The organism is Mycobacterium sp. IDUB_37 (genome assembly GCF_055419245.1).
Window position 1 is genome coordinate 219,803 of record NZ_JBVAXG010000007.1, and the last position, 22,358, is coordinate 242,160.

Below are 22,358 nucleotides of genomic sequence, written 5' to 3' on the forward strand. Positions count from 1 at the left end.
GCTACTCAACGGCTCCTGGGAGCTCTTCGCGGACAGCGACCGACCGCCCATCGCCCGCGTCGAATACCTCGATGGCGACGTCCTCATCGAGGTACCGGCCCACCGATATCAGCCCGGGTGTGGCGGCGATGACGGAATTGGCGGCTTCGCCGGTCAGCGGATAGTCCGACACCGGGTGCCGCCAGTGTGCGGCGATCACTGTGGCCCCAGGCGCCAGGCGATCACGTTCCCGGCGCAATGTCTGGGCCAACGTATCTGCCGTCAAGTAGTAGGCGACCTCGCTGAGCACCACCAGGTCAAACGGACCGAGCGGCCACGGCTCGTCCAGGGATCCGCGGGACAACGTCACTTGTTCCCGGCAGCCCGCCTCGTGCAGGTGCGCGTCAGCGGTCCGCACCGCGGCATCCGCTACGTCTACCGCAGTGATGTGGTCGCAACGCAGCGCCAGGTGGGATGTCAGTGCCCCGATGGAGCAGCCCGGCTCGAACGCGTGCCGGTACCTGCGCCGCGGCAGTAGAGCCAGTGTGATCGCGTACTTGCGCTGCTCGTACCAGCGCGACGACAACTGCCAAGGGTCCTCGGCGCCGGCGTACATGCGGTCGAAGTAGGCGTCCGGCAGTCGAGCGGTCATCCTCTGCTGGTCGGACGCCCGGCCAGGCGCCCGAGTTCGGCCAAGTCGCGCTCGGCGTGACTTTGGCGGATGTAAATGGTCAGGTCGGCAACTCGCTGGGCGTGCCGGCCATCCTGGGTGAGCGGGCCTGGGCCCAGCGCGCGTCCAGTACGGGTGATCGCTTCGTCGACAGCATGCTCCACGACCGCGCGCACCCGACGGGCCAGTAGTTGGGCGGTACCGGCGTGGTCGAACGGGTCCGCGTCGAGAGTCGCGGCCGCAGCGCCGAGCATCGCATCACCGGCGGACAGCGCGGCGTCGACCGCGCCCAGGTGGGCCAACGCGTATGCGTCAGCCGACTTGCCCTTCGCGGAGCGATACAACGGATCGGCCACTCGACGCGCCCCGCCGAGCCAGCACGCTGCGACGCCGATGGCGCCGTGCCAGAACCCAGGGCGCGTCAGGTACTGACCGGGTTCGCCGACCAAGATCGCGCGCACATTGTTGAACTGCACCGACCTGGTGTCGCTGCCGGCCATTCCGGAGTTCCACCAGGTGCTCGGAAGTGGTTTTACTCCTGGGTCGGTCAAGGTGACAGCGAACAATCCGCGCTCATCCTCGTCCAGGCGCGCGGTGATAAGCGCATTGGCGCAGAAACTCGCACCCGAGCACCACAGCTTGGTGCCGTTGAGCAGGAACTCGTCACCGGAGATATTGGTGGCGGTCAGTACTGCGTCTGGCGCCTCGGCCGCCCATACCCCCCACAACTGGGCGGGATCCGGTGGCTTGCCTCCCAACTCGTTCAGAATCGCGACGGCATCGACATGAGCTTCGGCGATGCGGGCGGCGGCGATATCCTCCTCGGCCAGTCGAGCCAGGCTTTGCCAGCGGTCAGCGGTGTAACCCGAGGCCGGAAGCGGCAGCTCCAACCGCCCCGATTCCAGCCAGTGCTGCACCAACCCCGCCGTCATGCGACATCCCCGGTAGCCATTTTCGACACTTCTTTGAGGTGGTCCGCGAATCCGCGTGGTGCCCGCGCCTGCGTCCGCGCCGACGTGACGACAGATTGTGCGGTGTCCCGCTCAATCCGGTATCCAGCGCGCTCGAACCGGTCGACGAGTTCGGCGTCCTCGCTCGAGGACAGGGCCCGGAAGCCGCCGACCCGCCAATAGGCGCGCGAGCTGAACCCCATGTTTGCGCCGTGGATGTGGTCATGTGTCTGTTCCCGGTCGTCATCGACCCGCATGTCGTAGGCGGCCTGATAACGCTGAACGACCTCGGGCCGCTGCCGGTGCCAGTCGGTGACACGTACCAGGCCGAGGAACATATCGGCACCGCACTCCAACTGCCGCAGTAGCCAGTCCGGATCCACCGCGCTGTCTGCGTCGGTAGTCGCGTACCACGCGTTGGTGCCCTCTTCGCCGAGCGAACGTGCGTAATCGAACCCCGCGGCCCGGGCTGCCCCGACATTGCGGGCCTCAACGCGAACGAAGTGCACGTCACGCCCGTACTCACCGGCAAATTCTGCGCTGCCGTCGCGATTGGCGTCGAGCACAACGACGACGGTTACCGGGATTGCTGCACACAGTGCGGCGGTAAGCACCGCCGACAGGCACGCTGGTAGGTTTGCCTGTTCGTTGTGGGCTGGAATCACTACGGCGACCTGGTCGTAGGGGTGTGACCCCGCGGCTGGCATGGTTGATAATTTCCCGATTCCATCCCAAATAAACGATTCAACCGGCACCCCGACGAGTTGACAGGTTGCGGCCAGCGGAAGCGGGTATGCCACTGCAACTATGTCTTTAACGCCTCAGCCGACACCGGAGTTGCGCGAAGCACTGCGCTGCGCGGCATCGGCACTCAAAGAGCACGGGCCGGACTTTGCTCTCGCCGGTGGCTACGCACTATGGGCCTATGGTGCGCCCGAACCCACGCACGATGTCGACATCGTGGTGGCCGAGACCGACGCACCGGCCGCCGCCACCACGCTCGGTAAAGCAGGGTTTCGTATCGAACGTCCCCCCGAAGACTGGTTGTTCAAGGCGCACCTCGGCGCCAGCGTGGTCGACGTACTGCACCGCGTCAACGGGAGGATCGTGCAGCCGACAACGCTGGACGACGCCGAAGACCGCTCGGTGCTGGCAATTTCAATGCCTGTGCTGCCACCTACCGTCGTGTTCATCCAGCGGCTGCGTGCACTCACCGAGCACTACTGCGATTTCGCGAGGTTGATTCCGGGGGCACGAGCGGTCCGCGAGCAACTGGACTGGGACCGTATTGCTGCCGAAACGGCCGACAATGCTTTCGCGGTGGCATTCCTGCTACTGGTCGACCGCCTGGGTCTGCGAAGCTGATGGCCATGGAATCGCACCCGAGCCGTGACGACGATCTCGAGAAAGTCGTCGACGACCTTCAGCAGAGCGTTGCCGACGAACGCAAGGAAGACGACGTGCCCGGCAACGAGGACGAACGCGAGCAAGCCCCGGTAAAAGGATCGGAACAAGAACCGCCGGACTGAGCGAGACTGTGGTTGCGTAGCAATCAGGCACCGTCCAGTCGGTGCAAGGATCGGCCTTGCCGCCCTTGCGACCCTTTGGATTTGCCCTGTCCGGCAGCCGCATTCGAGATCCGGGTGGCCTGCGGCAAGGCTGTCACTCCCCACGCATGAGTACGGTTGTCGCAGTGAGCATTTCGTCGCAACCGTCGGCGACAACCGCGGGGCCACCCGGCAGCGAAGAGACTGACATCCGCCCGCGCGGCGCGTCGAATATCCTCGCGCACTGGATAATTCAGCCGTTTCTAGCGAATCCTTTCCGGTGAGTCGGTGCGCCTGTTTCATTCCACCCGAACCGGACACCTGTCCTTAATCAGCCGAAGCCGAAGACGCACGCGGTGGCGCCAAGGCTGCCGAAGAACAGCAGAAAGCAAACCAGTAAATCAGATCCTCCTGCTACGGCCCCGGTCCCGAGGACCGGGGCCGTACCCATTTCCACCCGGGTTTCGAAAGCCTTGGCTCACAACATTTCGCACCGTGCACTTGGTTGTTGAGGGTTCGGTTGCCTACTCTTGAAAAGGGTACTGGTGAAGATGATGCAGGTTACGGGCGAGCAAACACCCCTCGATGGCATAGTTGCGATCGGCGCTTCCGCCGGGGGTATCGAAGCCCTCTCACACCTGGCCGCAGGCCTGACGCACGACCTGCCCTACGCCTTCCTGGTAGCTCTGCACATGCCCGCCGGCGCACCGAGCATTTTGGCGCGAATCCTCGACCGCAACGGCCCACTCCCTGCGGTAACTGCAGAACACGGCACCAAACTGCGGCCAGGGTGCATCTACGTCGCGAGCCCGGGTCATCACCTCCTGGTCGCTGACGGCCGGGTGGTGCTCTCCCAGGGTCCGACTGAAAACGGTCACCGGCCCGCCATCAACGCGTTGTTTCGTTCTGCAGCTTTGACTTTCGGCCCGCGCGCGATTGGTGTGCTGCTGTCGGGCGTGCTGGACGACGGTGTCCTCGGCTTGGCCGCCATTCGCTCACGTCGTGGCGTCACAATCGGCCAGACCCCCGGCGACGCACTGTTTCCGGCGATGCCGACGGCCGCAGCCACCGCCGAGGTGTTGGATCGCCAGGCCGCGGCGGCCGAGATTGGCGGCGTGCTCAAGGAACTCTCAACCAGGGAGATCGCGGAGGCGCCCATGGAACGCGACATCGCGATGGAGCTAGAGAATCACATTGCCCGGACATCGCGTTTCAGTACAGACTTCGACAGCCACGAGCTGGGTCCGGCAACGGGCTACACGTGCCCGGATTGCAACGGCTCACTGGCCGCTCTGGGTGAGGGCAACTTTCGCTGCCATGTCGGCCACGCTTGGTCACCCGCATCCCTGCTCGCCGCACGCGATATCGAGGTCGAGAATGCACTGTGGGTTGCCCTGCGCAGCCTGCAGGAAAAGGCCATATTGGCCAGACAGTTGGCCGACAGAGCCGACCACGGCTTGATTTTGCTGCGCTATACGGCACTGGCCGAGGAAGCCGAGCACGCCTTGTCGGTGCTGAGCGACCGGTTGGGAAGCGCCGTTCCGCACCCGGGAGAAACCCCGTGACCCAGCGCCGCCCAGTCGTGCTGATGGAGATCGAGCGCGTACAAGACGCGGTGATCCTGGTCGCCGATGGCGTTCTGGACAGTTCCACCTACCGGGAAGTCCGCGACGTCGTGATAGACGCCGCGCTCGATGAACCCCGAGCGGTCATCGTCGATGTCAACCGGCTGGACGTGCCGGCACCGTCCGCCTGGTCGGTATTCACCAGCGCACGCTGGCACGTCAGTACCTGGCCAGATGTGCCAATCATGTTGACCACCAGCAGTCTGCTGACGCGCCGCGCCATCTCCGCCGGAGGCATTACCCGCTACGTACCGGTGCACGCGACCCGCGAGGCAGCACTGGCCGCTGCCGGAGACTTGAGTTTGCACGGGCGGCGCCGAGCGCGCGTTGAGCTCCCCAACTCCCCGGGGAGTGTTCGTCTAGCCCGCGCCACGGTGCACGGGTGGCTCACCACCTGGTCCAAGACCGGTTTGATCTCGGTCGCTAGCACCGTGGCATCGGTCTTTGTACAGAACGTTCTCCAACACACCGACAGCGCACCAATTTTGATCGTGGAGAACGTCGAGGACACCGTGAGCGTTGCCGTCCAGGATGCGAGTCCGCACTATGCCGTCCGACATGAAGACGCCGTTGGCGGCGCCGCCGTGGTGTCCGGTCTGGCTATCGTCGCCGCTCTCTGTCGATCGTGGGGCAACATACCGACATCCTCAGGCAAGACGGTATGGGCGGTGGTCGGCGCCGAAAACCAGCTCTAGCGTTCGCGGTAATGTTCATGCTTCGGCAGCAAGCCCAGGTGAGAACGGCATCGCATGAACGGCACCACCGACGAGTCCTTCGAAGCTCTGTTGCGATACATGCGGGATTCCCGCGGCTTCGACTTCACCGGCTACAAGCGCACCTCGTTGGTGCGCCGCGTCCGGCATCGGATGGATCACGCCGGATACCAGTCCTACGAGGAGTACCTTGACATCCTCCAGGCGAGCTCCGACGAATTCGCGGCGTTGTTCAACACCATTCTGATCAACGTCACGGCATTCTTTCGGGATCCGGACGCCTGGGAATACGTCAATACGGAAGTCCTTCCCCGCCTGCTGGCCGAGCGTGGCCCGAACGACCCGGTCCGGATTTGGAGCGCTGGATGTGCGTCGGGCCAAGAGGCCTACACCCTGGCCATTTTGTTGACCGAACTGATGGGCGCCGACGCGTTTCGGCAGCGCGTCAAGATCTACGCCACCGATATCGATGAGGAAGCGCTCGCCGAAGCGCGCACAGCCTCTTACGACGCCAGGGCCGTGGAGTCGATTCCGCCGAATCTGCTGGCTCAGTATTTCGAGCAGGCCAACGGGCGCTACTTTTTTCACAAAGACCTGCGCCGAGCGGTGATTTTCGGACGCAATGACCTGGTCAAAGACGCACCTATTTCGCGCGTCGACCTTTTGGTCTGCCGCAACACGCTGATGTATCTCAACGCAGAGACACAGCGAAATGTGCTAAGCCGCTTACATTTCGCGCTCGCCCCGCAAGGGACGCTGTTTCTCGGACACGCCGAAATGCTGTTGAGCCATGGCGACCGGTTCACCCCGCTCAACCTCAAGCACCGCATTTTTCGCAAAGCCGTCGGCTCGCACGCCGGCGTGGACCAGTACGACCCCGCGGCAGCATTCTATGAACGGCAAGGCGAGCTGACCGGACTGACCACCGTGCGCGAACTGGCATTTCGCGCCAGCCCGGTAGCTCAGATCGTCGTCACCGGCGAGGACACGGTGGCCATGATCAACCAGCAAGCCGAGACCATTTTCGGGCTCTCAGCCCGCGATATCGGGCGGTTGCTGCGTGATCTCGAGGTGTCCTACCGGCCGGTAGAGCTGCGCGCATACCTCGAGCAGGCCAAGGTCGAGAGACGCTCCGCTCGAATTCAGGACGTCAAATGGCAACGGCCGGGCGCTGATCTGGTGTGGTTCGAGATTCACGTCAACCCTCTGGTCGATGCGGAGAACGGCCTACTCGGCGTATCGGTCGTGTTCTTCGACGTCACCGCGACACGCGCGCTACTCGACAAGGTCGTCCACACGAACCGTCAACTCGAGGCGGCCTACGAGGAATTGCAATCGACCAACGAGGAACTCGAGACCACGAACGAGGAATTGCAATCGACCGTGGAAGAACTCGAAACCACCAACGAAGAATTGCAGTCCACCAACGAAGAACTCGAAACGATGAACGAGGAGCTGCAGTCCACCAACGACGAACTGCACACCATCAATGACACACTGCGGGAGCGCAGCCTGGAGCTCAGCGATGCAAAGAAGTTCCTGGATTCACTGACCAATTCGATCAAATTGGGCATGGCGGTGGTGGATCGCGAGATGCGGGTGGTGGTGTGGAACCGTGGCTGCGAAGAACTGTGGGGATTGCGAGCCGATGAAACCAACGGCACGCCCCTGACCGCCCTCGACATCGGGCTGCCGATGGAAACCGTGCGACCACTCATCGGCCACGCCCTGGTCGATCACGACGGCTCTGGCGAAACCGTGGTGGACGCGATCAACCGGCGCGGACGCCCAACGCGGGTGCGCGTCACCTGCACGTCGTTCCGAACCACGGTGGACACTGTCGGTGGGGCGCTGCTGCTCATGGAGGTGCTGAGCTAGGACGGCGAACCACCGGCAAGCTCGCCGAGCGCACGCCCGATCTCCTCGATCGGTACCACGAGACCCGCGCCGGCCTCGATCGCCGCTTTTGGCATGGACGGGTACTCGGCGGACTCCGGAGTCTGCGCCACGACGAGCGCGCCGGTGCGCTTCATCGCCATGGTGCCCTCCGCTCCGTCCCGACCCGATCCAGTCAGCACCACAGCGACTCCACGAGCGCCACAGGACCTCGCCATCGACGCCATCAACACGTCGAAACGCAGTTCGAAAGGCGTTCTCATGTCGCGGAGCGAACAGGAACCGTCCGGCCTCAGCTCCAGATGCGTTCGCGGCGGACAAACAATGACCCGGCCGGGCTCCAGTTGCTGCCCGTCCAAGGCCCAGTCGACCGGGTGCGTCGATCTTCTCGCCAATATCGTCGGCAAGACGCTCGCGCTCCCGCCGAGATGCTGTTGCACGACGACGGCGGCGGGAAACTCCGGCGGTAGGTCGCCCAGCACCGTCGACAATGCCTGCAATCCGCCTGCCGACGCCAGCAAAGCCACCACTTCGACCGGCGGCCGACGCGTATCGCTTGCCACCCTTCAAGTGTCCCCCGCCAACCGCCGCCCGCCCACACTTCCTAGCTCTATCCAATAAGCGAAAGGCTTGGTCAGAGCCGTTTACGGCACGGGCGGTCGGGTACTACCAATGGCCCGTAGCCGACGTTGCATTCGCAACAGGAGCGCCGGGGGATGAAGCCAAGATGGGGATCGCCGCTCCTGCAATCGGCCATGGTTCTTGCGCTGAAGCAGCCCGGCGCTCAAACCTCTACCAGCAGGCGAGTTCGCTCGACATAGGTTAGGACGGCAATCGTGACAACTGCCCTGCGCGGTCTCGACGACGAAGTCACCCACCGACCGGCGGGAACTGCCAGCGGCGACGCACTCCATTACGAGCAGTTCGATACCGGCGTGTCGGAGGAGGCGACGGAGTTCTTCTCCGGCGCGTACAAGCCAGGCTGGCGGATCACCAGCCTGGGCGAAGGTACTTCCGTCACACACCGCCGGTTTGAGGCCGAGTCGATGACCGTCGACGAAGTGCTGATCGAAGGCCGAGTGGGTTGCGAAATCCATGCCACGACATCCGTGGTGGTGATCCAGCCACAAACCGGCACGCTGACAGTGGCCGGTGACCCTGGTACACGCCTGGACACCGCGGTGGTTGTCGCAGAGGGCATGCCGTGTGCTTTTCAGGCTGACACCGCCAGCTTCCACGTCGTCAGCATGGACGTGCAGCTATTGAGCAAGATCGCGTCGGCCGGAAACGGGCCACTGCCGCAGATCATCCAGTTTGCCGATTGCCGTCCGCGTACCGATGCGGTCGCGCGCGGGTGGAAGCGGGCGCTGGACTACGTGGTCGGCAGCTTCGAGTCCAGCGACACTGCCGATCAACGGATGATCGTCGCCGCAGCGGCTGATCTGCTGGGCGCCGCGGCACTCGAATGCTTTCCGTCCAATGTGAACGCCAGTCAGGAGCTCCTGAGTAATCCCTCGGTTCCCCCGGCCCTCAAAGGCGCGATCGCGTTCATTCACCGCCATGCGGCGGACGGGATCGGGGTGAACGACGTGGCCGACGCGGTGCGTCTGACTCCACGCGCCGTGCAGTACGTGTTCCGGCAGCACCTCAACACCACGCCGACCGAGTACCTGCGGCGCGTCCGGCTACATCGCGCCCATCAGGAACTCAAGACCAGCGACCGGTCCGCGACCACCGTCAGCGAAGTTGCCCAGCGTTGGGGCTTCGCCCATACCGGACGCTTCGCCGCGCTCTATCGCCAGACTTACGGGCTGAGCCCGCACAGCATGCTGCGGCAGTAACGCGCGTAAACGGCGCAACCCGCCTACGGCCCCCTCCAAGGTGTGCGGAGCAGTCGGTCAACTCGGTCGGCGGCGTCGTCATTACCGTCGTCCTGCGCCGAGATCTCGGTGACGACCTGCTCAGCGATATTTCGCAGTTTGACGTTTGACTCCTGGGACAGCTTCACCAGCAGGTCGAACGCCGAATCGGAACTGACGCCATACCGCAGCATCAGGATTCCCATCGCCTGATTGATCACCGCACGGCTCGAATCGACGGCCACTAGCGCCTCGCTCAGATGCTTTTGCAGATCGGCGTCGAACTGGTCGGTGATGTCGATGAAGAACCCGCCGATTCCCATCAGTCGGCCGTCGGGTCCGGCGAACCGATCACCCACTACAACCACAACGTGGGTTTCCCCACGAGTATCGACAATCCGGTGGCGGCTGCTGAAGGCGGCGCCGTGCCGGCGCACCTGCTCGACGAGTTCAGCGATTGTCGGTTTGTCATCCGGATGTTTGTGTTTGAGGAGAAGTTGGGTCGTCGGGACTACGCTGCCCGGCTCGTAGCCATGCATCCGCGCAACCTCTTCTGACCACTCCCAACGGTCCTCACGGGCTAGGTAGCGGAATCTCCCCACCGGCGGCCATCGGCGGCCCCGCTTTCTCCGCGAATCTGCACACACCAGATCAATTGTATTCGGCCAAGCTGGTCTTCAAGGGCAGTTAGCGGATCCTTGATGCGTTTTATGGCCACCGGCAACGGCGTGTGTCAGGCCGTCTTGGCCAGTTCCGAAGTCCCGGATGCACTGCTGCTCTGTGCAACTCGACGGATCAAGCTGCGGGTTGCCTTTTCAAGGATCTCTTGTGCGGCTCCTGGTTTGCGGGCGCGCTCCGCGCGCTTCGCCGCCGCAGCGATGGTCAGACCCTGCCGGTAACCGGTCACCACCCGCGGATCCACATACGAACTACGCGCCACCGCCGGTGTATTTCCCAACTCCTCGGATACTTCCCGCATCACCGCGGCCTCGACGCGTTTGGCCACCCGCTGCGACACCGCGGGATCGGCGTCGACAAACGCGGTGGCACCCAACACTGTGCCGTGCCAGGTTCGTAGATCTTTGACGCTGTAGTCGTTGCCGACCAATTCTTTGAAGCGCTTATTCAGGTCGTCCGATCTGATCTCCACCCAACCGGAAGCGTTGCGAAACACCAAGAATCGTTCGGTGCAATCGGTTCTGCGCTGGAGTGCCCGCACCACCCGCACGACTTCGGCATTCTCGATCTCATACCTGCGCTGCACTCCGCTTTTGGCCGGGTAGTCGAAAGCCACCGCGTCGCGACGCACCGTTACGTGCTCACACAGCAGGGTGGCAAGCCCGTACGACTCGTTCTCCTCGGCGTACGTCTCGCCGCCGGCCCGGAAGTACCCCAGATCGAGCAGATGCAACGCCAATGCCAGAACCCGATCCCGGTTAAGGCCCCGACCCGCCAGATCGCGCCCAATCTGGGCGCGCCAGGCGGGTAACTCCTTGGACAGCGCCAGAACACGATCGAACTTCTCCTCGGCTCGCTCCTGCTGCCACCTCTGGTGGTAGAGATACTGACGGCGCCCGGCCGCATCGGTGCCGACAGCCTGAATGTGGCCGTTGGGATATTGCGAAATCCACACTTTCTTCCAAGCCGGCGGGATGACCAGATCCTTGATTCGTTGCAGCGCCAGCTCATCGGACAACGGCTCACCGTCGGGTCCGTAATAGGAGAAGCCCTTGCCCCGGCGCTTGCGGGTGATGCCGGGCTTGCTCAGCACGCTGCGGCGTAGCCGCATCTCAGTCCTCCACCGTCCCCCGACTTCGATCGGCTTGAGTCGGCTGAACGCAGAATTACCCTTGCTGCCTGGCAGCTACACCTGCACGTCGCGGGTGCGCAGCAACAACGGAACCAGCCACCAGCAGGCCACCAGCAGTGCCAGCGCGCAGGCGCCGGCGCCGATGCCCGCGGCGGTTCCGGCCACCGAGTCGAAGATGATCGTCGTCACCCCGGTCAATGCGAAACCCAACAGCAGCAGCCCGGCGAAGGCACATCGGTGCGCCGCCGATACCAACACCGACAGTCGGTGGCGCCGGAACAGCAGACGGTGCAGGCCAACCGGGGCGATCAACAAAACCGTGGCGCCGACCGAACAACCCACGGTCATAAGGTAAACGGCCCGCATGTCGGCTTCCAAGACGTCGAAACGAGTTTGGAACGGCAAGGTCAGCAAGAACCCGGTGAGGAGTTGCACACCGGTCTGCACCACCCGCAGCTCTTGCAACAGGCTGTTCCAATTCCGGTCGAGGCGTTCGATTTCGGTTTCACCGCGCTCCCGGCGATCCCATTCCTGGTCGCGCGCCGGATGATCGACATCCACCCGGCAATCCTAAAAGGCGAACGACCCGCCACATCGTTGTGGCGGGTCGTTCGTGGTTTTCCGGAGTCTCCGGGCGGATCAGCCCGCCATGAACTCGTGGTAGGCCGATTCCAGATTCGGCGGCAGTGCCGAAACATTGCACTGACGCTCGGTGTCTCCGATTGGCGCGAGGATGCCGCGCAAGTCGGTGTATTCGTTCGGGTGGGCGGTGAAGTATCCCCGAATGTTGGCCGACGCGTCGCCTCGCGGCTGACCGTATGCGGCCGAGACCACCTCGTTGGCGCCTGGGTGGGCACCCAGGTATTGCTGCGCAGCGCCCGTGACCGACGAAACGGTGGCGTTGACTCCTTCCGGGCTGCAGTCAGGTGCTGCTGCGGCCGACGGTGCGCCGACAATGCCGATGGCAAATCCCCCGAGCAGACAACCCGCGCTGATACCGGCAACTCGCCGAGGCGCGACGATACTGCTGAATTTCATAATGATTTGTTCCTCCGAATGAGTGAACTATCGCTCAAGACTCCCCGTTTAGGCTCCCGACGCCCTTGGAATCCAACGTACCCAGGCGAAAACGATTGCTCCGCGGTAGCTCACACATAGCGGCCACGAAAAGAAGTCCGCAACTGGTGACACTGTGACACGAGGAACTCGAGTGACGCCTACGACTGAGCGAACGAGCAAAGGATCGGCCATTTGATGAGAATTCTCAGAAAAGGCCGCGAGTTCTTAAGCGATTGTGACCAAGTTTCGTGACTCAACCGTTATCTCTAATGGTGCCGTGCGCCGACTAGCGGTTGAGCTTGCCGTCCCGCACCCCAGCCAGGGCGTCATCCAGCGACTGATACAGAGCAAAAGTCTTGTCCAGGCCGGTCAGATGAATCGGCCGCCTGGTTGCCGGGCCGCGCGCGACCACACCAAACTCCGCCGCGTCGCCTAATTTCTCGTAAGTCGCTGCAAGAATCTTTAACCCGACCGAACCGAGAAACTCCACCGCCGACAGATCGATGATCAGTGCTACCGGATTATCAGTGAGTACAGCGGCGATTGCCTCTTCCAGAGCCGGCGCGGTGACCAGGTCAATCTCGCCGCCGATACTGAGCACGACGACCCCGTCGTGGTCTACGACCGTGGCGGTGATCGAATCAGGAGCTGACAACTGGCGATCCTTCGTCTAAGCCTTCGGTGTGGTGCAAGCCTAGCCTGCTGCGCCTACCGCGAGAAGAAGAAGACCTCAACACGCCCCACCTGCAAGCCCAGGCTAGTCTCCCCATAGGACCTGCGCCCCGCGTAGCGCGAGGCAGCACTTGGTGTAAGCCTCGAGGGGCTGTACGGGCTTGGAGGGCAGATGTCGGATTCGTCGACAGAATTCAGCAGCACCAACTCGACGATCGGCGTTTCCAGCGAAGGCTTGCTGCCGCAATTGGTTCAGCACCTGCGTCGTAACCGAACCGCTCTCCGTGAAGAATGGGCGCGCCGGATCACCGAGGCGCAACTGCTGACCGCAATGACGCCCGAGGAGATCTTTTCCGAGGCGACGGCGGTGTATGACAACTATGTCGAGGTGCTCGAGACAGGAAGCGTCGAGGCGCTGCAGGACTACGCTCGCGACCTTTCCGAGCGCATCATTCCTCGAGGGGTCGAGACCGACGAGGTGCTCGGCATCGTGCTGCTGCTGCGCGACGTGCTGGCGCGCTCGCTGTTCGAGAAATACCAGACCGAGTTCGACATGCTGAACCGCGTGCTGGACGCGTACGAACCGGCGGCCAACCGTATCGCCAACACCGTGGGTGTCAGCTTCGTCCAAGAGCGTGAGCGCATCATCCGTCAGCAGCAGGAAGCGATCCGCGAGCTGTCGACGCCGGTGCTGCAAGTCCGCGAGCAGCTGCTGATTCTGCCGATCATCGGCGTGCTCGACAGCCAGCGCGCCCGGCAGGTCACCGAACAACTGTTGCGCGCCATTCGCGCCAACCGCGCCAAGGTCGTGGTCATCGACATCACCGGTGTGCCGACCATCGACTCCACGGTGGCCAACCACCTGGTGCAGACCGTCGATGCATCGGGCCTGATGGGCGCCAGCGTGATCATCACCGGTCTTTCCTCTGAGATTGCCCTGACCCTGGTGACAATCGGCCTGGACCTGTCGAAGATGAACGCCGTCGGCGACTTGCAGGGCGGCATCGAAGAAGCCGAACGTCTGCTCGGCTACGAAGTCACCCGCACCGGCGACTAACCGGCTCCCGCAACCGGGTAAGGACATCTACCGCAAGCCATGCCAGTACCGATCTTGAAACAGGGCGCGATCTTGATCGCGACGGTTCAGGCCGCCTTGACCGACTCAGACACCGAGCGGCTCCGGGAAGACCTGATGGAGCGGGTCAGCCGGTTTCGCGCGCAGGGGATCGTTGTCGACGTCACCGCCATTGACGTGATGGATTCGTTCGCGGCCAGGTCGCTACGGACAATCGCGCACATGACCCGGTTGCGCGGGGCCACCACTGTGATCGTGGGTTTGCCACCTGAGGTGGCGTTCGCCATGGTGCAACTCGGGCTGGCCTTTGATGATATGAGTACCGCGCTAGACCTCGAAGAGGGCCTGGCGCTGCTGAACAAGCAACTAGGCCTGGGTCTGACACTGGGCAAACAGACGATCGGGCGCGACGGTGGCGGGTGAGACCGTGGTCGCGATCAACACGTCGGACGACATCGTCGCGGCCCGCAAAGCCGGCCACCAACTCGCACTGGATCTCGGCTTCTCACTGACCGACGTCACCATGGTTTCCACCGCGATCTCGGAGATCGCGCGCAACATCACCAGCTACGCCGGGCGCGGCGAGGTACGCGTCGGAGTTGCCGACCGGGAGGGCCGCAAGGCTCTGGTGGTCCGGGCAGAAGACGACGGCCCTGGCATCGCCGACATAGACCGTGCCATGGAGGACGGCTACACCACCGGTCGCGGGCTCGGCATGGGCTTGCCGGGCTGCCGACGACTGATGGACCGCTTGGTCGTGGAATCCGCTCTCGGCCAAGGCACGGTCATCGAGATGTGGAAATGGGTCCCCGCCCGTGCGCGATAACGGCCGCCTAGGGCCGATCGAATGGGCGATTGCCGGCCGGTCCCGCCCGGGTGAGCAGGCCTGCGGCGACCAGTCGATCGTCATGGGGATTGACAGCGACAGTGCGTTGTTCGCCGTTCTCGACGGTCTCGGCCATGGGCCGGACGCTGCGAGTGCGGCACTCGCGGCGGCCGATGCACTCAAGGGCGCCCCAGGCGAGCGCCTCGAGGTGTTGGTCCAGCTCTCGCACCGCGTTTTGACCGGAACCCGTGGTGCCGCTATGACCCTGGCACGCATCGATTTTCACAGCGGCGACTTGAGCTGGACCGGGATCGGCAACGTCAGCGCCAATCTGGTGGCCAAGACCGCGAGCGGTATCCAGGTGCGCTCCAGCGCGCGCCTGGTAGGTGGCATCGTCGGCTATCGCATTCCCGAAATCAGCCCCGCACAGGTAGTTTCGATACGAACCGGCGATCTGCTCGTCATCGTCAGTGACGGCATCACCGAAGACTATGTCGACCATATCGACTTCGCGGCTTCCGCCACCGATATCGCCGAGCACATTTTGAGTAAGCACGCCAAGGAAACTGACGACGCCATGGTGCTCGCCGCGCGTCATCGAGGCATCCCGGCATGAACTTCACCGGCGACTTTCAGGCTCAGTATCGGGCCGCGCTGCAGAGCTACCTCGAAACCCGCGACGAGGACTTTCTCGCCATCGGTCATGAACTGGGCCGCCGAGCGCTGCAGGAACAAATCAGCATGCTCGACATCATCGAGCACACCTTTTCGCTGCTCGAAGAACTCTCGAAGACCTCGCTTGTCGAGCGCGGCACTGCGCTGGAATTCGTGCTCCAGACACTGGCTCCACTCGACGTCGCAACCCGCGGATTCATGGATGGCACCAGGCGATACGCGGCGGAACGGGCCCGCGCGCAGGACCTGGCCGAGCGAGACCGGTTTCGCTCCGCACTGGTGAACTCGTTGCAGGAGGGATTCTTCGTCGCCGACAAAGACGGTGCGGTGACGGAGATGAACAGCGCGTTCGCCGAGATCCTCGGTTACCCACCGGAAGGATTGCCCTACCGGTGGCCCCATCCCTGGTTGGTCAACAAGAAGATCGCTGCTCAACACCAAGAGCGGGTTCGACGAGACGGCAGTGCCCAGTACGAGATGCCCGTCCGCCATCAAAGCGGGCACCAAGCGTGGATTGCGGTGAGCATCAACGCAGTTCGTGAACCCGAAGAAGAGCACGATGTGTACGTCGGCACGGTCCGCGACATCACTGCGGACCGCGCTTTCGCCGCCCGGGAAGGCGCCGTGCTACGCCTGGCCACCTCGGTGGCGGTTGCCAAGAGCGTCGCCGAGGTGCTGGCGATCACCCTCGACGAATGCCGTACCGCGGTCGATGTACAGCGTGTCGTCGCGGTGATGTGGCCTTCGGGTGATGGCGAACCGAGCGTGCAAACGGCTGGCACTCCGGCCGTATCAAACTGGCGCACAATGGATCCGCGGTTACGGCAGACAATCCAGGACGCCCGTCATCAGCTGCCACTGACCGCGAAAGTTGTTGAGTGGTCCGACGATCCGGGAAAGACCCAGGGGCTGGTAGCGATGCTGTCCGGCACCGCCGACGTAGCGCTCTGGCTGGAACTTCGACTGCCGCGTTGGGTAAGCCCCGAGGATCGGCTGCTGGTCACGGTGCTGATCGGCCACCTGAGCCTGGCCATCCAGCATGTCCGCCAGTTCGAAAGTGCTCGGGACACGTCGATGACGTTGCAGAGAGCCATGCTGCCTCCGATGGAGCCGCCGCCGGGATTTGCGGTGCGATATGAACCCGCCGTCGAACCGTTGGAGATCAGCGGCGACTGGTACGACGTCGTCGCCATCGACGACAACCGCATCGGCATCGTCGTGGGCGATTGCGTGGGCCGGGGGTTGCCGGCAGCCGCAATCATGGGTCAGCTGCGAAGCTCATCGCGCGCGCTACTGCTCACCGGTTCGCGACCTGCGGTGCTGCTGGAACAACTGGACAGGGCGGCGTCGATGATTCCCGACGCGTACTGCACGACGGTTTTCCTGGCGATTCTGGACACCGACTCCGGGGTCTTGGAGTACAGCAATGCCGGCCACATGCCCGCCGTTCTCGTCAGCAGTGAACCGGGCACGGAAACCAGGATGCTGAATGGCGCGCGGTCCGTGCCACTTGCTGTCCGCCGCAACGAGACCCGTCCGCAAACGTCCGAATTGCTGCTGCCGGGTTCGACACTGATGCTGTTCACCGACGGCCTGGTCGAGCGGCGACACGAGTCAATCGACGATGGACTCGCACGCGTTGCCGATGTCCTGACTAATTCTGTCCATCTCCCGATCGGCGCCGTAGCCGACGCCATACTGGACCAACTGGCGCCGGCCGACGGCTACGATGACGACGTCGCGATGGTCTTGTACCGGCATCGACTGGCACCGCTGATCAGCGAAACCAGCGCCACACCAAAACAATTGGCGCCTATTCGGCGGCGGCTGATTTCCTGGCTGCAGGCCGCCGGGGTGCAAGAGCCGCAAGCCACCGACATCGTGCTGGTGATCAGCGAGGCATGCACCAACTGCGTCGAACACGCGTATGTCGGACATGACGTCGGGAAGATGCGGCTCGAGATGGAGGCCGAAGACGGCGAGATCCGCGCACGAATCGTAGATTCGGGTTCATGGAAACCACCGACCGACAGACCTGGCAACGGCGGCCGCGGCTTGCTGTTGATGCGAGCGATGAGCGAGTCCATGGAGATTGAGAGCCGCCCCAGAGGCACTGTCATCGACTTGGTGTTCCGGATCGCCCCGGCCGGCGGCGAGTAGCCCGCATCGTTTGTCTGCGTGGCAGACGGGTAAACGACGGTGTGACCCAAATGTCGATCACTGTCGAACCCGTCTTGCCGGCGGCACACGGCCCGTTGTCGACGGCAGTACGCCGCACCTTGACCGCACCTCCGTCCCGTGAGCTGACGGGCCGTATCGGCGCATCGGTACGCGACTCCGATCCCTACGGTCTTGATCTGCAGTTGGCGCTGTACATGTGCTACGAACTGCACTACCGCGGCTTTGCCTCGGTCGACCCGGCTTGGGAGTGGAATCCCACCTTGTTGGCGCTGCGGGCCGAACTGGAGCGGGTGTTCCTGTCCGGCGTGCGCCGGGACGTGGGCGAAATCGACCCGGCCTGGACTGCTGCGGACGAAATCGAATCGCTGTCAATCGAACCCACCGACGGCAACGGGCCGTCGTATTTTCTGCGCGACGCGGGCACCTGGGAACAGATGCGCGAGTACTTCGTGCACAGATCGCTGTATCACCTCAAAGAAGGTGATCCGCACGCGTTCACGATTCCCCGCCTGACCGGCCCCGCGAAGGCGGCCTTCGTCGCTGTCGAGTTTGACGAGTACGGCGCCGGGCGGGGAGAGCACATGCACCAGCAATTATTCGCCGATCTTCTGGACGCGGCGGATCTGGACTCAACCTATCTCGGTTACCTCACCTGGGTGCCCGCCGAATCGCTGGCCGTGGTGAATTTGATGTCTCTATTCGGGCTGCACCGCCGGTGGCGTGGTGCCTCGGTTGGACATTTCGCGTCCACCGAGATCACCTCGCCCCCGGGGTCGCGCCGCATGGTTGATGCACTGCAAAGGATGCAGGCGCCAGTCGAGTGCGTTGGGTTCTACCGTGAGCATGTGGAAGCTGACGCAGTGCACGAACAAGTTGTGCGATTGAACCTGGTCAGCGACTTGGTGGCTCGTGAACCGCAGCTGGATCGCGACATCGTCTTCGGCATGCGCGCGAACGCCGCCGTCGAGAACCGACTGGCGGACACGCTGATGGCCTGTTGGCGACGCGGCGAGAGTTCGTTAAGGCGTCCGCTGAGCTGAAAAGGTCACTCGGCCTTTGGGTCGTGAACCTTTGCGGCGCGGTCGGTCTTGGCGGCGCGCTCGACCTTGGTGCGCCGGCACCGTCGATGGCTCGTGTCACACATCGGGTACTCGCGGCTCCGGCCGCAGGTACAAATGGCCACCATGAATCTATTGGATTCGACGACACCGCCATCAGGTGTCTCGATACGCACCGGCCCCGACACCAGGACGGGTCCGTTGCGCACCACTTGGACTCGTGTCGTCATGGCTTATCGGCCCGTATCACTACCAGCTCTTCCTCACGGCAGCCGCGCTCAATCTGCCCCGTCCTCTCGAGCCATTGAGCTCGCGCCGTCAGCACCGGGCCGAACGGAATCTGCTTCACGGCAACAACATCGGCGTCCAGTCCAGCGGCCCGCAATGCGTTCAGAGACTGCTGCGCGCCGGCAAGCGCCGAATGCACCAGCATCATCGAGCCCTTGCTGCGCAACAACTTCGGCGCCGCGTCGCAGAGCGGATCCAAGATGCGTCGTCCGTCCGGACCGGCATCCCAGGCCCAGGAGGGGCCCGCGACCGGGGCCGCGTCGACGTCATCGACGCAAGGGGTAGGCACATAGGGCGGATTGCACACGACTACATCGAACGGCGCGCAGTCCAGCGCCCTTACCCACGAGCCATGCCTTAAATCAACGTCCGCGCCGGCGCGGGCCGCGTTGCTCCGCGCGTAACTGACCGCATGGGGACAGGCATCGAAGGCAGTGATGCTGGCACAGTCCATTTGGGCCGCCGCTATTGCGACGTATCCAGAACCGGTGCACAGATCAAGCACCCTGCGTCCACGAATAAGACCCGTCTGTCGCATTGCTTCAACCAGCAGGTACGAATCGGATTGGGGCTGATAAACCCGGTCGACGACCAACGACTCGCCTGGCACTGGGTAAGTGAGCGTCACGCAGCTCTCCCTTTACTTTGAGCGCGGCCGCAATGGTTACGACCTGCTCCTCTAGTGCCCGGAAAATGGGTGCCTAAACAGAACGCGTTCGCGCCGTGGATGTTACGACGAACGGGTTGATAAGCCGGCGAGATGCTCAATGATGGCTGAACAAAATGCGGCAAGATCCTTTGGCGACCGGCTCGTGATTATGTTGCCGTCGACCACGACCTCTTCGTCCAGAACCCGTGCACCCGCATTGCGCAGATCGGTGCGAATACTCGGATAAGACGTCATTTTTCGGCCAGCCGTCACGCTGGCCTCCACCAGCGTCCACGGCCCGTGGCAAATCGCGGCCACAAGCTTGCCGGAGTCGACGAAGTCACGAACGAAGGTGACCGCTGACTTGTCCGCACGAAGTTTGTCTGGATTCACCGTGCCGCCAGGCAGTATCAAGCCATCGTAGTCGTCCACCGAGGCATCGGATACCTTGCGATCGACCGCGAAGGTTCCGGAAGGTTCGAGATCGTGGTCGCGTGCTTGGATCTCGCCGGATTCCAACGACAGCACCTCGGTCTCAGCGCCAACGTTCTGCAACGCCTTTCGCGGTTCCTCGAGTTCGACCCGCTCCACGCCGTCAGCTGCAAGAAAGGCAATCCGCTTGCCTTGTAATTGATTTGACATCGATCAAACTCCTCTACGGATTGAGGACCACCTTGGTGCAGCCGTCCTGCTTGTGCTTGAAGATTTCGTACCCGTACGGTGCTTGGTCGAGTCGCATGTGATGACTGATGATTACGGTCGGGTCGATCTCACCGCTTCGAATTCGCTCGAGCAGCGGGCGCATGTACCGGTGAACGTGGCACTGGCCCGTCTTGATAGTCAGCGAACGATTCATCACGGCGCCAATGGGAAACTTGTCCATCATTCCCCCATACACACCGACCACCGAGATGGTGCCGCCGTTGCGACAACTCATTGCCGCTTCCCGAAGCGCTTGCGGCCGTTCGGTTTCCATCCGTGCCGCCTGTTTGACTCGGTCGTACGCGTCTACCACTGCCGAGCCGCTACGCGCCTCCATGCCCACCGCGTCGATGCAGTGATCGGGCCCGCGGCCGGCAGTCATATCCCGTAGCTGGGTAAGTACTGACGTCTCATCGAAGTTCAATGGGGTTGCGCCCAGATTCTTCGCCAATTCGAGTCGGTACGACACCCTGTCGATCGCAATCACCTGCGCGGCACCGAATAACAGCGCACTTACCATGGCGAACAGGCCCACCGGTCCGGCGCCCCACACCGCGACCACGTCGCCAGGAACAATGCCGCACATCTCCGCACCCATGTAGCCGGTCGGCAGAATGTCGGATAGAAAAAGAACCTGGTCGTCAGTGAGATCGTCTTCGACCTTCATCGGACCGACGTCCGCAAACGGCACTCGCGCGTATTCGGCTTGGCCCCCGGCAAATCCGCCCAACATGTGGGAGTAACCGAAAAGGCCCGCGGGCGAATGTCCCATAAGTTTTTCTGCGATACCCGCGTTGGGGTTGGAGTTTTCACACAGTGAGTACAGATCGCGTTCACAGGCCGAACACGCTCCACACGCGATGGGAAATGGCACCACCACCCGATCTCCGGCGGCCAGATTGTTGACACCCCTTCCGACTTCGACGACTTCCCCCATGAATTCGTGTCCAAGGATGTCGCCGTGTTTGACGGTGGGGATGTAGCCGTCGTAGAGGTGCAGATCTGATCCGCAGATGGCGGTAGAGGTGATCCGCACAATGGCATCGCGATCGTTGAGTATCTTGGGATCGGGGACCGATTGCACCTCAACGTTATTGCGGCCCGCGTAAACTGTGGCTCGCATTGTTAGCCTGCCTCGCTGACTGGCTGAGCCGGCAACTGATGCATCTGCCGGAATGCGACCGTCCCGTCCGGTGATCCGTCGGAGCGGAGCACCTGGCCGGTTTCCATAATCTGTTTGAAGCGACGGAGGTCGTCGTTGACTTGTTGTTCGGGAGACTCTCCCAGCAGTGTTGCCGCCGCCTTGCCGAACACCCCGCCCGGAATTTGGTACGCGATGGTGACGCGAACCTCGGTTCCCTTCCCCTCGTGGTCGGATGCGAATTCGACGCTGCCTGCGTTCTCTAATCCCGAGTCCGGCAACGATTGCCAGGAGATCCGCTTCCCCGGCTGGTCTTCCACGATCTTGGCGTCCCATTGCACATCTTGTCCCACGGGCGCATTGGCCACCCAGTGCGACCGCCCATCATCTTGGGAAGTCACCGATTTCAGGTGGTACATAAATGCCGGCAGGTTGTCGAAGTTGCGCCAGAAGCCGTAAACGTGTTCCGGAGTCCGCATTACGGTTATCGAGGCACGCAGCATGTGATGGCGATGACCGTTCGCGTGGCGGGGACTGTCGCCGCGGGTGGTGCGTAGTGCCGCGTACAAGTCGACGCCGCCGATGGTGGTTAGCGCGAGGGCAGCAGCCACACCACGAGTCCGTCGTCCAGACGGTCGCCGCGCGACGCCCGCTGACAAGAAACCGATGTCAAGCAGATCGCCCGCTACGCGGGTCCACGCCAAGTTCTGCGGACCGAGTAATAACGCTGCCGCATGGCCACATTCGCGGGCGCCAAGTGCACGGATGATCAGCCGTGACCGACCAGTGTTGTCGACGCCGGCGAGTGCTGCGACTTTTGCAGGCGCAAGAATTTCAGCAGCCCCCAGACCTAGACTCGCCGCTCCCAAGGCCTTCACCAGAGCCGTCGTCGCACCCGCAGCAGAAACGGTCATAGCTAAACTCCTTGTGCCGCAATAGATTTGGCGGCGGCACGACATCCTGGTGGTGTCCACCGCTTCGAA

Annotated in this window: 26 protein-coding genes; 12 read left to right on the top strand and 14 right to left on the bottom strand. The window is 63.0% G+C overall.

Annotated elements, in window-relative coordinates; all coding sequences use genetic code 11:
• Position 1 precedes the first annotated feature (1 nt).
• The 3 genes from ACZY1I_RS23025 to ACZY1I_RS23035 are packed head-to-tail and all read right to left on the bottom strand — an operon-like array spanning position 2 to position 2,306.
• A complete protein-coding gene (locus ACZY1I_RS23025; protein WP_463757631.1) occupies positions 2-631 on the bottom strand; it encodes a class I SAM-dependent methyltransferase in 630 nt (209 codons plus the stop codon).
• Positions 628-1,581: an acyl-CoA dehydrogenase family protein gene (locus ACZY1I_RS23030; protein WP_463757635.1), complete on the bottom strand. Its 954-nt coding sequence runs from the start codon at positions 1,579-1,581 to the stop codon at positions 628-630. Before ACZY1I_RS23030 ends, ACZY1I_RS23025 begins: the two co-directional genes overlap by 4 nt.
• Positions 1,578-2,306 (bottom strand): glycosyltransferase family 2 protein, encoded by a 729-nt coding sequence (locus ACZY1I_RS23035; RefSeq protein ID WP_463757637.1) that lies wholly within the window; start codon positions 2,304-2,306, stop codon positions 1,578-1,580. Before ACZY1I_RS23035 ends, ACZY1I_RS23030 begins: the two co-directional genes overlap by 4 nt.
• A 100-nt stretch (positions 2,307-2,406) precedes the next feature.
• Between ACZY1I_RS23035 and ACZY1I_RS23040 the strand changes: the two genes are divergently transcribed.
• The 5 genes from ACZY1I_RS23040 (at position 2,407) to ACZY1I_RS23060 (ending at position 7,362) form a co-directional block, all read left to right on the top strand.
• Positions 2,407-2,964: a nucleotidyltransferase family protein gene (locus tag ACZY1I_RS23040; RefSeq protein ID WP_463757639.1), complete on the top strand. Its 558-nt coding sequence runs from the start codon at positions 2,407-2,409 to the stop codon at positions 2,962-2,964.
• A gap of 5 nt (positions 2,965-2,969) precedes the next feature.
• The gene (locus tag ACZY1I_RS23045; protein WP_463757642.1) at positions 2,970-3,128 is read left to right on the top strand and encodes a hypothetical protein; all 159 of its coding nucleotides are present in this window, start codon (positions 2,970-2,972) and stop codon (positions 3,126-3,128) included.
• Positions 3,129-3,697: 569 nt separating this feature from the next.
• The gene (locus ACZY1I_RS23050) at positions 3,698-4,711 is read left to right on the top strand and encodes a chemotaxis protein CheB (protein ID WP_463757644.1); all 1,014 of its coding nucleotides are present in this window, start codon (positions 3,698-3,700) and stop codon (positions 4,709-4,711) included.
• A complete protein-coding gene (locus tag ACZY1I_RS23055; RefSeq protein WP_463757647.1) occupies positions 4,708-5,466 on the top strand; it encodes a sulfate transporter in 759 nt (252 codons plus the stop codon). The genes ACZY1I_RS23050 and ACZY1I_RS23055 overlap by 4 nt, the downstream gene beginning before the upstream one ends.
• A 54-nt stretch (positions 5,467-5,520) precedes the next feature.
• Entirely contained in the window at positions 5,521-7,362 is a 1,842-nt protein-coding gene (locus ACZY1I_RS23060; RefSeq protein ID WP_463757649.1) for a CheR family methyltransferase, read from the top strand.
• On the opposite strand, the gene ACZY1I_RS23065 is transcribed toward ACZY1I_RS23060, so the two are convergent.
• Positions 7,359-7,943: a chemotaxis protein CheB gene (locus ACZY1I_RS23065; RefSeq protein WP_463757652.1), complete on the bottom strand. Its 585-nt coding sequence runs from the start codon at positions 7,941-7,943 to the stop codon at positions 7,359-7,361. The two genes, ACZY1I_RS23060 and ACZY1I_RS23065, sit on opposite strands and share 4 nt — an antisense overlap.
• A 273-nt stretch (positions 7,944-8,216) precedes the next feature.
• Here ACZY1I_RS23065 and ACZY1I_RS23070 point away from each other — a divergent pair, with 273 nt between their 5' ends.
• A complete protein-coding gene (locus tag ACZY1I_RS23070; protein ID WP_463757655.1) occupies positions 8,217-9,221 on the top strand; it encodes a helix-turn-helix transcriptional regulator in 1,005 nt (334 codons plus the stop codon).
• Positions 9,222-9,244: 23 nt separating this feature from the next.
• On the opposite strand, the gene ACZY1I_RS23075 is transcribed toward ACZY1I_RS23070, so the two are convergent.
• The 5 genes from ACZY1I_RS23075 to ACZY1I_RS23095 all read right to left on the bottom strand — a co-directional run bounded on the left by ACZY1I_RS23075 (position 9,245) and on the right by ACZY1I_RS23095 (position 12,763).
• Entirely contained in the window at positions 9,245-9,886 is a 642-nt protein-coding gene (locus ACZY1I_RS23075) for a PAS and ANTAR domain-containing protein (RefSeq protein ID WP_463757658.1), read from the bottom strand.
• A gap of 86 nt (positions 9,887-9,972) precedes the next feature.
• Positions 9,973-11,028: a DNA topoisomerase IB gene (locus ACZY1I_RS23080; RefSeq protein WP_463757660.1), complete on the bottom strand. Its 1,056-nt coding sequence runs from the start codon at positions 11,026-11,028 to the stop codon at positions 9,973-9,975.
• 75 nt (positions 11,029-11,103) lie between these two features.
• The gene (locus tag ACZY1I_RS23085) at positions 11,104-11,610 is read right to left on the bottom strand and encodes a DUF6328 family protein (protein ID WP_463757663.1); all 507 of its coding nucleotides are present in this window, start codon (positions 11,608-11,610) and stop codon (positions 11,104-11,106) included.
• A 78-nt stretch (positions 11,611-11,688) separates the two neighbouring features.
• Entirely contained in the window at positions 11,689-12,087 is a 399-nt protein-coding gene (locus ACZY1I_RS23090) for a heme-binding protein (protein ID WP_463757666.1), read from the bottom strand.
• 307 nt (positions 12,088-12,394) lie between these two features.
• On the bottom strand, positions 12,395-12,763 hold the full coding sequence (locus ACZY1I_RS23095; protein WP_463757668.1) for an STAS domain-containing protein: 369 nt from the start codon (positions 12,761-12,763) through the stop codon (positions 12,395-12,397).
• A gap of 189 nt (positions 12,764-12,952) precedes the next feature.
• Here ACZY1I_RS23095 and ACZY1I_RS23100 point away from each other — a divergent pair, with 189 nt between their 5' ends.
• Genes ACZY1I_RS23100 through ACZY1I_RS23125 form a run of 6 tightly spaced genes read left to right on the top strand, consistent with a single transcriptional unit; the run spans position 12,953 to position 18,577 of the window.
• Positions 12,953-13,837, top strand: coding sequence for an STAS domain-containing protein (locus ACZY1I_RS23100; protein ID WP_463757671.1), 885 nt, complete (start codon positions 12,953-12,955; stop codon positions 13,835-13,837).
• Between the two features lie 39 nt (positions 13,838-13,876).
• Positions 13,877-14,278, top strand: coding sequence for an STAS domain-containing protein (locus ACZY1I_RS23105; protein ID WP_463757674.1), 402 nt, complete (start codon positions 13,877-13,879; stop codon positions 14,276-14,278).
• Positions 14,268-14,681 carry an anti-sigma regulatory factor gene (locus tag ACZY1I_RS23110; RefSeq protein ID WP_463757678.1) on the top strand — a complete coding sequence of 138 codons (414 nt, stop codon included), beginning with the start codon at positions 14,268-14,270 and terminating at the stop codon, positions 14,679-14,681. Before ACZY1I_RS23105 ends, ACZY1I_RS23110 begins: the two co-directional genes overlap by 11 nt.
• Positions 14,671-15,297: a SpoIIE family protein phosphatase gene (locus ACZY1I_RS23115; protein ID WP_463757681.1), complete on the top strand. Its 627-nt coding sequence runs from the start codon at positions 14,671-14,673 to the stop codon at positions 15,295-15,297. The genes ACZY1I_RS23110 and ACZY1I_RS23115 overlap by 11 nt, the downstream gene beginning before the upstream one ends.
• A complete protein-coding gene (locus tag ACZY1I_RS23120; protein ID WP_463757683.1) occupies positions 15,294-17,516 on the top strand; it encodes a SpoIIE family protein phosphatase in 2,223 nt (740 codons plus the stop codon). Before ACZY1I_RS23115 ends, ACZY1I_RS23120 begins: the two co-directional genes overlap by 4 nt.
• A gap of 50 nt (positions 17,517-17,566) precedes the next feature.
• Positions 17,567-18,577, top strand: a complete 1,011-nt coding sequence (locus ACZY1I_RS23125) for an iron-containing redox enzyme family protein (protein WP_463757686.1) — start codon at positions 17,567-17,569, stop codon at positions 18,575-18,577.
• 5 nt (positions 18,578-18,582) lie between these two features.
• On the opposite strand, the gene ACZY1I_RS23130 is transcribed toward ACZY1I_RS23125, so the two are convergent.
• The 5 genes from ACZY1I_RS23130 to ACZY1I_RS23150 all read right to left on the bottom strand — a co-directional run bounded on the left by ACZY1I_RS23130 (position 18,583) and on the right by ACZY1I_RS23150 (position 22,289).
• A complete protein-coding gene (locus tag ACZY1I_RS23130) occupies positions 18,583-18,825 on the bottom strand; it encodes a CDGSH iron-sulfur domain-containing protein (RefSeq protein WP_463757689.1) in 243 nt (80 codons plus the stop codon).
• The gene (locus ACZY1I_RS23135) at positions 18,822-19,511 is read right to left on the bottom strand and encodes a HemK2/MTQ2 family protein methyltransferase (protein WP_463757693.1); all 690 of its coding nucleotides are present in this window, start codon (positions 19,509-19,511) and stop codon (positions 18,822-18,824) included. Before ACZY1I_RS23135 ends, ACZY1I_RS23130 begins: the two co-directional genes overlap by 4 nt.
• A 102-nt stretch (positions 19,512-19,613) precedes the next feature.
• Complete coding sequence (locus tag ACZY1I_RS23140) at positions 19,614-20,174, bottom strand: type 1 glutamine amidotransferase domain-containing protein (RefSeq protein ID WP_463757695.1); 561 nt, start codon at positions 20,172-20,174, stop codon at positions 19,614-19,616.
• A 13-nt stretch (positions 20,175-20,187) separates the two neighbouring features.
• Positions 20,188-21,357, bottom strand: coding sequence for a zinc-dependent alcohol dehydrogenase (locus ACZY1I_RS23145; protein WP_463757698.1), 1,170 nt, complete (start codon positions 21,355-21,357; stop codon positions 20,188-20,190).
• Between the two features lie 2 nt (positions 21,358-21,359).
• Positions 21,360-22,289, bottom strand: a complete 930-nt coding sequence (locus ACZY1I_RS23150) for an SRPBCC family protein (RefSeq protein ID WP_463757701.1) — start codon at positions 22,287-22,289, stop codon at positions 21,360-21,362.
• Positions 22,290-22,358: the final 69 nt, after the last annotated feature.

Bases quoted from the DNA above. Each gene is read 5' to 3' on its own strand.
- ACZY1I_RS23025 (WP_463757631.1), bottom strand. From the start codon at position 631: ATGACCGCTCGACTGCCGGACGCCTACTTCGACCGCATGTACGCCGGC.
- ACZY1I_RS23030 (WP_463757635.1), bottom strand. From the start codon at position 1,581: ATGACGGCGGGGTTGGTGCAGCACTGGCTGGAATCGGGGCGGTTGGAG.
- ACZY1I_RS23035 (WP_463757637.1), bottom strand. From the start codon at position 2,306: ATGCCAGCCGCGGGGTCACACCCCTACGACCAGGTCGCCGTAGTGATT.
- ACZY1I_RS23040 (WP_463757639.1), top strand. From the start codon at position 2,407: ATGTCTTTAACGCCTCAGCCGACACCGGAGTTGCGCGAAGCACTGCGC.
- ACZY1I_RS23045 (WP_463757642.1), top strand. From the start codon at position 2,970: ATGGAATCGCACCCGAGCCGTGACGACGATCTCGAGAAAGTCGTCGAC.
- ACZY1I_RS23050 (WP_463757644.1), top strand. From the start codon at position 3,698: ATGATGCAGGTTACGGGCGAGCAAACACCCCTCGATGGCATAGTTGCG.
- ACZY1I_RS23060 (WP_463757649.1), top strand. From the start codon at position 5,521: ATGAACGGCACCACCGACGAGTCCTTCGAAGCTCTGTTGCGATACATG.
- ACZY1I_RS23080 (WP_463757660.1), bottom strand. From the start codon at position 11,028: ATGCGGCTACGCCGCAGCGTGCTGAGCAAGCCCGGCATCACCCGCAAG.
- ACZY1I_RS23090 (WP_463757666.1), bottom strand. From the start codon at position 12,087: ATGAAATTCAGCAGTATCGTCGCGCCTCGGCGAGTTGCCGGTATCAGC.
- ACZY1I_RS23100 (WP_463757671.1), top strand. From the start codon at position 12,953: ATGTCGGATTCGTCGACAGAATTCAGCAGCACCAACTCGACGATCGGC.
- ACZY1I_RS23105 (WP_463757674.1), top strand. From the start codon at position 13,877: ATGCCAGTACCGATCTTGAAACAGGGCGCGATCTTGATCGCGACGGTT.
- ACZY1I_RS23120 (WP_463757683.1), top strand. From the start codon at position 15,294: ATGAACTTCACCGGCGACTTTCAGGCTCAGTATCGGGCCGCGCTGCAG.
- ACZY1I_RS23125 (WP_463757686.1), top strand. From the start codon at position 17,567: ATGTCGATCACTGTCGAACCCGTCTTGCCGGCGGCACACGGCCCGTTG.
- ACZY1I_RS23130 (WP_463757689.1), bottom strand. From the start codon at position 18,825: ATGACGACACGAGTCCAAGTGGTGCGCAACGGACCCGTCCTGGTGTCG.
- ACZY1I_RS23140 (WP_463757695.1), bottom strand. From the start codon at position 20,174: ATGTCAAATCAATTACAAGGCAAGCGGATTGCCTTTCTTGCAGCTGAC.
- ACZY1I_RS23145 (WP_463757698.1), bottom strand. From the start codon at position 21,357: ATGCGAGCCACAGTTTACGCGGGCCGCAATAACGTTGAGGTGCAATCG.
- ACZY1I_RS23150 (WP_463757701.1), bottom strand. From the start codon at position 22,289: ATGACCGTTTCTGCTGCGGGTGCGACGACGGCTCTGGTGAAGGCCTTG.